The organism is Kitasatospora sp. A2-31, from assembly GCF_022288725.1.
Taxonomy (GTDB): Bacteria; Actinomycetota; Actinomycetes; order Streptomycetales; family Streptomycetaceae; genus Kitasatospora.
Genome location: NZ_JAKNTA010000048.1, coordinates 1 through 9,761, shown reverse-complemented (window position 1 = coordinate 9,761; position 9,761 = coordinate 1). Strand labels below are relative to the sequence as shown.

The following is a 9,761-nucleotide window of genomic DNA, read 5'->3' as shown; positions in this document are numbered from 1 at the left end:
CATCTCGGCGAACCGGACCTCCTCGCTGCGCGGGGGCGAAGTCCGGGGCGCTGAGAATCCGGCGGGTATCCGGCTTTGGTGTGGCCGGGGCATGCGCGGACACCACCAGTGCACCGTGCGGCCGGCCGGCTCTTGGCCGGAGCGTTTCGGGTCGTTGTCGTGGGCCTTGACGCGGAACGCTGCGGAGGCCGGCCCCGACCGGTTGGAGTGCCCGCAGTGCGCCGCCGGGAGGCGGAGGAGCTGGGGCCGCTGGTGCTGCCCGCCCCGACCCGGCGCGAGCTGCTGGCCGCCTGCGTCTTGGCCCCGGCCGATCCGTGGTGGGAGGTGCGGGTGCGGCACGCTGAGCTCTACCCGGCTTGAACTGGCAGTCAACCTTCGAATGAGACAAACCCTCGCCGGTCAAACTCCGGTGAGACAGGTCATCAGCGGGACCGTGCCATGTGAGAGCCGGCTGCCGTCGCGCCCCCTGTCGCATCGGCGCTTTCACACCCTGTGACCTGCGCAGATGGGCGCTTACCCCGTGCGAGGTCGGGAGGCGACAGCAGCCGGCTCAGGGTCTTCTTGGACGGCCTTCACCGGTGGGTTGCTATGGTGACAAACGATCAGGGACGGCTTAGGCGGGGGGATCCATGGGTCCGCAGTATGGAAGTGACCACGCGGGTTTCGGGTGCGCGGCTTGCTGCGCGGAGGATGCCCTGGTGGCGGGGGAGCACCATCAGAGCCGCAACGGGGTCCGGGTTGAGAGGTTGATTCAGGACGACTCGCATTTCATCGTCTCTGTCCAGCGCTGCGGCCTCTGTTCGCAGGCCTTCGTGAGCGTCTTCACCGAGTACGTTGACTGGGTGGGCTCACAGGACGCGCAGTACCGGACCGTTCTGCCGATCACGGACGCCGAAGCGGACGACCTGATGGCGGGGCGGTTGAGCCCGCACCAGGTCGGAGCCCTCGGAGACGGCCGCCGCCATCTGAAGAGCGACTGGCCGAGCGGGGCCGACGAGCCGTCCGTGTACTGGGGCAGCGGCGTCTTCGCGGTGCACGAGGGGTTCTGACCCGGACGGCCTCGCCGGCCTGGCTCCGCCCCGTCTGCGGTCGCACACCCCTGGCCGCTGACTGCAACGCGGCCCGTGCTGCACCCCTGAGCTGGGTCTTCGCCTCTCCCGGCCAGCGGCTGGGCCGTGTTGCAGCGGGCGCGTTGTACCGCCCGGTCCACGTCCAGCCCCGGCCTGCTCCCAGCGCCCCCGTTCTCGGTCGGCCCGTCGAGCCCGTAACCCGCGGCCTCTCACCGTCCAGGTGCACAGGAGAATCCACCTCGGGTCGGGACCGCATGCGCGTAACCGGCTGCTCGTTCCCGGACCTTCTGCTTTGGACGACGTCAGTGCGCTTGGGCGTCCGGTGTTTTGCCGCGCTGGGCTTGCTGGGCCCGCTAGACGAGCATGCTGGTGTACTTGTCCAGGTCTGCGGTCTCGGCCTTGCGGCCGTAGGGGTCCGCAGGAAACAGCAGGACCGATACGAGGACGGTCCCAGCTCGTACGAGGGTCTTCTTGTCAGTGCCGTTCTCCGTGGCGATCGACTGGTTGCCACGGGCTTTGAGCTGCAGCAGATTGCGAGCCTTGGGGGTGGCCTCGTAGGCGGCTGCTGCGTCGGCCTCGGTGGAGTAGGCCGTTGCGGTGAACTCAACGATCGCGGGGATCTCGGGGTTGGATGACTCGGTCGTCCGGTACCTGACGAACGAGAGGCCGACCACGCCGCGGCACAGCCGGTCGATGCCGTTGGTGCACTCAGTGCCGGTTTTGGTGTAGCCGGGGGTGGACGGGTCGAGCTCCCATCCTTCGGGCAGGTCCGGTTGGCTGGGCAGGATCGCGGCGACCGCGCGGGCGTCGGTCAGAGACCCGTTCGAGTCCTGTAGAAGCTTGCCGCCCCCGTAGACGGCTGCGGTGAGCAGGACGACGAGGACCAGGGCGATGATCACCAGGGTGGTGCGGTCGCCGTTGCGGATGTTGTTGATGATTTGGTCGCGGCCGGCGAGGTTGCCCCGGAGCCGGTTGCCGTTGCCCTGGACGGTTACGCCCCCGCCGGAGGCGACAAGGGTGGGTTCGGCCCGCCCGGTGGGGGGCGCTGGCTGCGGGGTGGGCATGACGCTGGTGAGGTAGACGACGAAGGGCCGGTCGGCGGCCAGCACCGCCACCAGCGCCCCTTGCAGGGCGGCCTGTGTGCCTGGGTCCTGCGGGGCGGCCTCGAACGCGGTCACCGTTCCGCCCTGTCCTGCGCTGGTGAGGCGGCTGCGGACCAGGTCGCCCACCAGCGCCGCAGCGCTGGTCCCTGCGCCGGTCGCTGCCGCGGTGCCTGCGGTGGACAGCAGTTGCACCACTCCGGATGCAAGATCGTCTAACGCGCTCATCGTAAAGTCCCCCCTTGGACGATGACGGTCATGTCCATGCTTCCCGACGGCATGGCGGTGCAGGCGGGAAGACACCCAACCGCAACCTGGCGATGGGGTCAGGTGCAGCACGCCGTGCTCTGCCCGGCCAAAGGACCGCCCCCGGTGAGCGGCCACAGCGCCCCTGTCGCGAGGGTTGTCGCGTCTCCTGTCGCGCCGGGCGCTGTCGTGCCCCGTGGCATGGGAGGACACCCGTTCACCCCAGTGAGGCCCGGACGCGACAACCCCCGGGGTGACAGGCCGTCTGCCTGCCGCTCTGGGTACCCGCGTTACTCCCAGCGCATCCCGAGTTCGGTGAGTCGTTCGGCGCGGGTGGTGGGGATGGTGGCGAGGCGGCTGCGGCTGTGGGCGATGTGGAGGCCGAGGCTGATCTCCACCATGGGGTGGCTCTTTGTGCTTGCGCGGCACGTTCAGGTGCCCCTCCCCGGGCCCGTGCTCCGCGGCCGCCGCCAGGTTCGGCTGCTCCTTCACCGTGTGCGAGACCTTCACCGCCGGCTTCTCCTCCTCCGGCAGCGGCTCGATTCCGAGGACGTTTTCCAGTGCCCACTGCTGCGCCGGTGCGAGCTTGTCCCAGCCGACCTGCTGGGCGCGGCCCCACCCAGCCAGGTCCTCGCCCTGGACCATGATGCTGCCCGGCGCGGCCCCGGCGAGTGTGCCGCCGTTCTTGATGTGCCGCCGGGCGAGGGCGAAGCAGCGTTGCCACTCGACCGACCAGGTGGGACACCATGCGTGGTCGATGGCGTCGAGGGCGTTCTTGCGGTCGGCGGTCAGCGCCCCCGTCCGGTCCAGGCCGGTCTCCCCAGCCTCGGCACGCCGCTGGAGGGCTTCGGTGCGGCGCTGCGCGGTACGGAGGTTCTTCATGATGGTTCCGACCGGCCGTCCGCCCCACACCGCCTCATTGGGCGGGCAGGCGTGGCCGTGCTCGGCCGCGTACCCGGCCACCGCGGTGAGGTTGTCGGTGAACGCCGTGTCGAACGCCGACCAGACCATGCCCAGCTCGGCCAGCTCCTTCACCCGCTCCGGGTCCAGGACGTCGGCAGCCTTGTAGCGCCGCTGGTCGGCCACCCACACCTCCAACCGGTGCCCGGACGGCGCTGTGTAGGCGTAGGGCACCTTCACGTCCCCGAACGCCTTCCGGTAGGCGCGCAGCTCCTCCAGACACCGCCGGAACTCCGCCCGCTCCGGCTCCAACACCCGGGTGCGGATGAACGCCGCGATGGCGACTCCTGGCAGGCGGCGGTCCCCACCGCCCACGTCCGCCGCGGCGATCGCTTCGCGCTCATGCCCTGAACTGGTCCACCTGGCGCCGACAACACCAGGCCGTCGCCCGACGCTGCCACTACCAACGACGGCTGCACACGATCGAGGGGCGGTCCCATGAAGACCGCCCCTGACCTCTCACCCGCCCGCTACACTCCCACTCCCAAGCCGTTGACCAGCGGAAATGGAGAAGTCCTGCTGGAGTACTAGGCCGTCCGCTCACTTCTGGGAAGCCGACGTGTTTGGGACAGCGAGGTCGCGAAGGTCAAAAGGCGATGTTGCGGACGCTTGTCGTACTCATCGTTGTGTGGCGGCGTCAGAAGTCTTTGCCCGCGGTGGCCAATACGAGGTTGAACTACCTGGAGCACCCGCCGCGTCGAGCGTCGGCCGTTGTCGGGGCCAGGCTTTCGGTCGTCGCTTCGGCTGGGCCTACGGCTTGCCGGGTTCGGTCCTGGCGAGGTGCGTCTGGAGGAAGGCGCGGCCGGCTTCGTGGAGGGGTGTACTTGTGCCAGGGCGTCGGGCGGCCGGTTGGGCCGGCGCTCCAGAGCAGCCGCCGCCCCACGCTCCACCGGCCCACCGGCCACCGACTTGACGGCTTGGCGCCGTGAGGTGTCTTACAACGCGATCATGCCCCGAGCTGCAAGAACTTTCACCTCGAAGACCTCGATCACGTGCTGCCGGCCCCGACGGCACCGGCACACGCATCCAAGTTCATCAGCGGGCACTGAGGATCCTGGATGAATTCATGGCCCGGGTCCTCAGGAGGTCGGAAACCTCGCGGATGCGATGGCCCTGCGAGTTGATCATCTCGTTCTCGTACTGAGTAATCAGGAACCGTAGGACTCCCGAAAGATTCACCCTGTCCCGACAGTCCCTGTCCGCGACTGCGGTCTCGATCTCGTCCCGGGACGGCGGCTGGCCCGCGCCATCCTCGCCAGGACTCCATCGAGGATCGCTCATCGCTTGATCGGGGTTCTGGTACCGGAATCCCCGGTCGCGCATGCACTCGCTCCATGACCGTACCGTGGGGGAGAGTCGCGCGTCGGAGCGCGCCCGGTCCCCGGCCTGAGATCCCAGGACATGAAGCCATCGCTCGGGAGGAACGGTGGAGTCGAGTCCGTCGATCGGTATCGAGACCTCTCCGCCGTTGAGGGTGCGGCGGGTTTCCCCGTCGCACCCTCCCTCGGGCACCGTCTCCCCCTGGAACCGGGGAACGCTCCCTTCGAACACCGCTATCTGGTCTTCGGGGACGACTATGGGTCTACTTCCACGTCGGGCGGCTGCTGCCATGTCGTCCGCGAAGTTCGCCGGCCCTCGATATCCGTACCGCTCGACCTCGTGGGCACCGAGCCAGCCGAGCGCGGTCGCATGCCTGGGGTACCGGGAAGCGGGGACCTCGGGAACGCTGAGAGTCAGTCCGTAAGTGGCCATGCAATCACGCAGCGAGTGCATGGTCGCCCGCTGCACCTGGAGGTAGTCCGCGTCCGGCAGTTCATAGGCGTCCAGGGGAAGCGCGAGAAGACCTGCGGATCCCGCTCCCTGCGTGATCACGGGCGCGTCGGTCACTGTCCCGGCGTTCGGTGCGGTGGTGCATGCGGCCGACACCAGAAGCAGAAGAGAGATCACCGCGGCCGGTAGTACGGATGAGATCCTCCGTCGCTTCATGCTCTCCTTCCGGTGCGGCATCGTAGGGCCGTGGCCGTCAGCACCGGGAGCCGGTTCACAAACGTCTGTGCCGACGAGACTCACCTGCTCGCGCGAGGGGGTCATCGGCCGCACTCACCGCCAGACGACCGTCGGACCGTAGAACACGTTCGAGTGCTGGTACTTCGCCTGCACCTTGTAGGCGTGCGCGTCATCAACGCCGGCGGTGTAGTCCTGGGCCCACTCCCGTGCGCCGTCCCGGTTGCCGCACTGGTAGATCGCCTTGTCCGACTGGTTGACCCAGATCAGAGCCACGGAGTCGAACCCGTAGTTGTACATCTTGGCCCACGCATACCACTTCCCGCCGTAGGTGCCCTGGTTGACACGGATGTACGTGGACCCTCCGACATTCGCATACGTTCCGGGCACCGCGGAGACATTGGTCGCCCTGGAGGGCTCCTTCAGCCAGCTCCCGCACCAGAGCGGGGCGGCGGAGGCCGCACCCGCGGACCCCATGAGGACCGCCCCTGCAGCCACGGTGGTCACCGACGCGGTGGCGATGATCTTCCTGAGCACTGGTTTCCTCCTACGAGGTGAATGATTTCCGTTCGGCGTCCCGGCCGGGTCGGGATGGCACGTGTGCGGCGATGGACTGCAACCCGCCGCCCGGCTCCTCACGCCACATGGCCTTCCGAGCAGCGAATCCACCGCCGCAGCGGTTCGCACCCGCACCCCTCGCCGAAGCCCAGGGACTGACTGCCCGTCGGACCGGGTGGCCTTCGGGCGCTATCGCCAGATGACGGTCGGGCCGTACGAGATACCGGCGGCGCCGTTGTGCCAGTGCTTGGCCTGGACCTTGTAGGCGTGCGCGTCGTCGACACCGGCGGTGTAGTCCATGGAGTACTCGGATGACCCGTCCCGGGAGCCGCACTGGTAGTACGCCGAGTTCGACTGGTTCACCCAGATCAGCGCGACGAGATCACCCTGCCAGCCGTTGTACAGCTTGGCCCACGCGTACCACTTCCCACCGTACGTACCCTGGTTGACACGGATGTAGCCATTGCCCGGACTCGAGACGGATGCCGTCGTTCCGGGTACCGCCGAGATGTTGGTCGCCCTGGAGGGCTCTTTCAGCCAGCTCCCGCACCAGAGCGGGGCGGCGGAGGCCGCACCCGCGGACCCCATGAGGACTGCGCCCGCAGCCACGGTGGTCACCGTCGCGGTAGCGATGATCTTCCTGAGCATTCGGACTCCTCCTACGGGACGTTCCAGGGCCGCCGTGCGGCGCGTGTCCAGATTGCGGCGGAGCCTATTCCCCCGCCTTGTACGAAGGCGCACTCTCTTCACGGGAATCGTTGACGTGCACCTGCCCGCGGGGTCGCAGATGGAGGGTGAGACGCCCATGGAGTCGTCACACAGGGGCGGGTACGCGGAACGTCGCGCACCCGGGCGGTTACGGTCTCAGATCGTGACATACCGAGGTCATCGCACTGCGGGGCCGGGACCCGTCAGGCTCACTCTTCCGTCCGCCACAGTGACGTTGATCCTGGGTTGGGGAGATCCCTTGCACCTGCTCCACTGCACGAGGGGCGTCCCGGCGGAGCGGACCACATGGCATGCGATGCTCGCCGGCCTGCAGACATCGCCAGTGAAAGGGGGTTACGAGGGCGTCGCGGAGTCGGTCGAGGTGGAGTTCACCCCGCTCGGCGCGTACACGTGTCTGAGGCTGCCGCTGCACCAACTGGCCAACCGGCACATGCACCCGGACGAGGTGCTGGGAACCGGCTGGTCGGCGAGGCTCACCGAGCAGCTCATCGCCGTGCCGGACTGGGAAGGGCGCTGGGCGGTCATCGACAGCGCCCTGACGCGGCGCATGGCGGACGCGTCGCCGCCCTCGCCGGTCGTCGCCGAGGCATGGAGCCGGCTGCGTGCGTGCCACGGGCAGTTATCCGCCAAAGATCTGGCTATTGCCACGGGCCGCGGCAGCCGGCGGTTGCAGGTGCTGTTCCGAGAACAGATCGGGCTGCCGCCGCAATCCGTCAGCCGGATCCTGCGGTTCCAACGGGCACTCACCCTACCGTCCTACGCCGGCCGATCGCTGGCCGATCTGGCCGCTCTGTGCGGCTACTACGACCAGGCGCACATGACCCGTGACTTCCGTGAACTGGCCGGGCTCACCCCCGCACAGCTGTGCACTCTCGCCGACCATGCCGCCGCCAGGGGCGGGTCTCCTACTGACGGACGGCTGCCCCATGTCTTCGATCGCTGAACCACTGCCCTGTCGGTCCAGCGCGCACACGCCGCGCGGCTGAGCGCCGAGCGGGCGGTGGCCAGCGTGCCGCGCCCGCCCTCAAGCGTCCGACCGGCGGGAGCGTGCCGTCGGATCGCGGCCTGGGCACCCCAACCCGATACGCCCTCGGCGACGGCCTGGTCCGCCTCATCTGGCCCGACCACCCGGGCGTCCAGGAACTGCAGCGCGACGGCCGCCCGGTCGGCTGGATCGAAGAGCACGACGTCCAGCGCGGCACCTGGACCGCCCTGATCGATTCTCGGCGCCCGCCCAGTAAGGATGGGCGTACAGCTCGGCGCCGACCGCGGCGAAGACGGCCCGCTCCTCATCGGTGGGATCGGCGATCTCCGGCCTCGGCGGTGTACCAACGGTGCCGGAGTTCCAGCAGGTCAGCCGGGAAGTCAACGGCATCACACACGACGCCCATCGTAGATCGCACCCCCGTACGCCCGACGGCACGGCACCCCAGGAACAATGGTGCGCACCGCGGGCAATGGAGTGCGGTGCGCACCGGGTCACGATCTTCGCAGAGCCCGGCACCGTCCAGGAGAACGGGGTTCTTGAGGGGGCTCGGCTATGTGCTCGACCCCGGAAGAGCGTCCTCGCCCTCGGCCGGCCCTCGGCCCAGAGGGCCGGCCGAGGGCGACGTGGTGCTCTGCCACCACCGAACGAGCGACAGAGCCGCTGAATGGACAGACGCTTCCCTTATGGCGGGGCCGTTCCTGCGGTGGCATCATGAGGCGGCGGATCCGGTGGGGGGAGCTGAGGGTGGGCGCGATCGTCTTACAGTCGCACCGGGCCGTCCGGGGCGAGCGTGTCGCAGAATGATGAGCGGCACAGGGAGGCAGGAGCCTGAGGACGCGTCGGAGCAGCCACCTTCGATGAGCGCCACGGCCCACAACGAGGCCAGGATTTACCAGTCCGGCCGTGACATGGTCGTGGCGGAGGCTGGCGACGTCCATCTCCACTACCTCGACGGTGTACGCGAGACCCGGCGGGCTTCGGTGGTCGCCGCTGCGGACTGCCCGTACCCTGGCCTGAAGCCGTTCGAGCCGGGCGATGCCCGATGGTTCTTCGGCAGGGACGATCTCGTCGCGCAGGTACTGGCTGAGCTCGACCGCGACGCCGAGGGGCCTCTCGTTGTCGTCGCCCCGTCCGGGGCTGGGAAGTCCTCGCTACTGCGGGCAGGGGTGCTGCCGGCGCTGGCGGCAGGCCGCCTGCCCGGTTCGGCCGGCTGGAGCCAGCTGGTGATGACCCCAACCGAGCGGCCGGTCGACGAACTGACTGCCCGGCTGGAGCAGGTCGTCGGGGTCACTGCCGCGGATGTCCGTCGCGCGATCAAGGCGGGCCCGGACGCGATTGCCTCCGTGCCGTGCGCGTCGCCCGGTACCTCTCGCCTCCTGCTGGTGGTGGACCAGCTCGAAGAACTGTTCACCCTGTGCACCGACGAGCCGCAGCGGCAAGCGTTCCTCGACCTCCTTGACGTTCTGGCCGCTGGTCCGGAGCCTGCCGCCTTTGTCGTCTGCGTTCTGCGGTCCGACTTCTACTCCCAGTGCGTGACCTACCCCCAACTGCGGTCCGCATTGCAGCACCGTCAGATCGTCGTCGGGCCGCTGTCGCAGGAGGGCCTTCGGGAGGCCATCCTCTTCCCTGCCCGGGAGGTCGGACTCGTCCTGGAGCCCGGACTGGTGGAGTTGATGCTGGCCGACCTCGGGTGGCCGGGGCGGGAAGCCGGCCGACTGCCGCTGTTGGCCCACGCCTTGCGGGCCGTCTGGAACCAGCGGCAGGGCAACGCCCTGACCGTCAGCGGGTACCGCACCACCGGCGGGATCGGCCAAGCCGTGGCAACCAGCGCCGAGCGGATCTACTCCGGCCTCGACCCGGCAGGGCAGTCAGCAGCCCAGGCCATGTTTCTGCGACTGGTCCGAATCGGTGAGAGCACTGACGGAACGGAGGACACCCGCCGCCGGGTCGCCCGGTCCGACCTGCCTGCCGGCCTCGTCGGGGTGTTCACCAACGGCCGGCTGCTCATCGTGGAGAACGACACCGTCACCATCGCGCACGAAGCCCTCGTCCGCGCCTGGCCCCGCATGCGGACCTGGATCGAGTCCGATCGTGCCGACCGGCTCG

General features: G+C 69.0%; 8 protein-coding genes. 4 read left to right on the top strand and 4 right to left on the bottom strand.

The annotated features are described in order from the left end of the window. The first annotated feature begins 216 nt into the window (after nucleotides 1-216). Together MCM47_RS38600 and MCM47_RS38595 are read left to right on the top strand one after the other, a co-directional pair. A complete protein-coding gene (locus MCM47_RS38600; RefSeq protein ID WP_238951459.1) occupies nucleotides 217-360 on the top strand; it encodes a hypothetical protein in 144 nt (47 codons plus the stop codon). Nucleotides 361-812: 452 nt separating this feature from the next. After that, nucleotides 813-1,049, top strand: coding sequence for a hypothetical protein (locus MCM47_RS38595; protein WP_238951458.1), 237 nt, complete (start codon nucleotides 813-815; stop codon nucleotides 1,047-1,049). A gap of 374 nt (nucleotides 1,050-1,423) precedes the next feature. Here MCM47_RS38595 and MCM47_RS38590 read toward each other — a convergent pair whose 3' ends face one another. The 4 genes from MCM47_RS38590 to MCM47_RS38575 all read right to left on the bottom strand — a co-directional run bounded on the left by MCM47_RS38590 (nucleotide 1,424) and on the right by MCM47_RS38575 (nucleotide 6,586). Beyond that, nucleotides 1,424-3,631, bottom strand: coding sequence for a helicase associated domain-containing protein (locus MCM47_RS38590; protein WP_238951457.1), 2,208 nt, complete (start codon nucleotides 3,629-3,631; stop codon nucleotides 1,424-1,426). A 780-nt stretch (nucleotides 3,632-4,411) separates the two neighbouring features. After that, complete coding sequence (locus tag MCM47_RS38585; RefSeq protein WP_238951456.1) at nucleotides 4,412-5,362, bottom strand: hypothetical protein; 951 nt, start codon at nucleotides 5,360-5,362, stop codon at nucleotides 4,412-4,414. A gap of 114 nt (nucleotides 5,363-5,476) precedes the next feature. Next, nucleotides 5,477-5,917, bottom strand: coding sequence for a hypothetical protein (locus tag MCM47_RS38580; RefSeq protein ID WP_238951622.1), 441 nt, complete (start codon nucleotides 5,915-5,917; stop codon nucleotides 5,477-5,479). Nucleotides 5,918-6,127: 210 nt separating this feature from the next. Then, complete coding sequence (locus tag MCM47_RS38575) at nucleotides 6,128-6,586, bottom strand: hypothetical protein (RefSeq protein WP_238951621.1); 459 nt, start codon at nucleotides 6,584-6,586, stop codon at nucleotides 6,128-6,130. A 376-nt stretch (nucleotides 6,587-6,962) separates the two neighbouring features. Here MCM47_RS38575 and MCM47_RS38570 point away from each other — a divergent pair, with 376 nt between their 5' ends. Next, the gene (locus MCM47_RS38570; RefSeq protein ID WP_238951453.1) at nucleotides 6,963-7,610 is read left to right on the top strand and encodes an AraC family transcriptional regulator; all 648 of its coding nucleotides are present in this window, start codon (nucleotides 6,963-6,965) and stop codon (nucleotides 7,608-7,610) included. A 902-nt stretch (nucleotides 7,611-8,512) separates the two neighbouring features. After that, on the top strand, nucleotides 8,513-9,761 hold a 1,249-nt coding region (locus tag MCM47_RS38565; protein WP_238951620.1), incomplete at its 3' end, for an ATP-binding protein.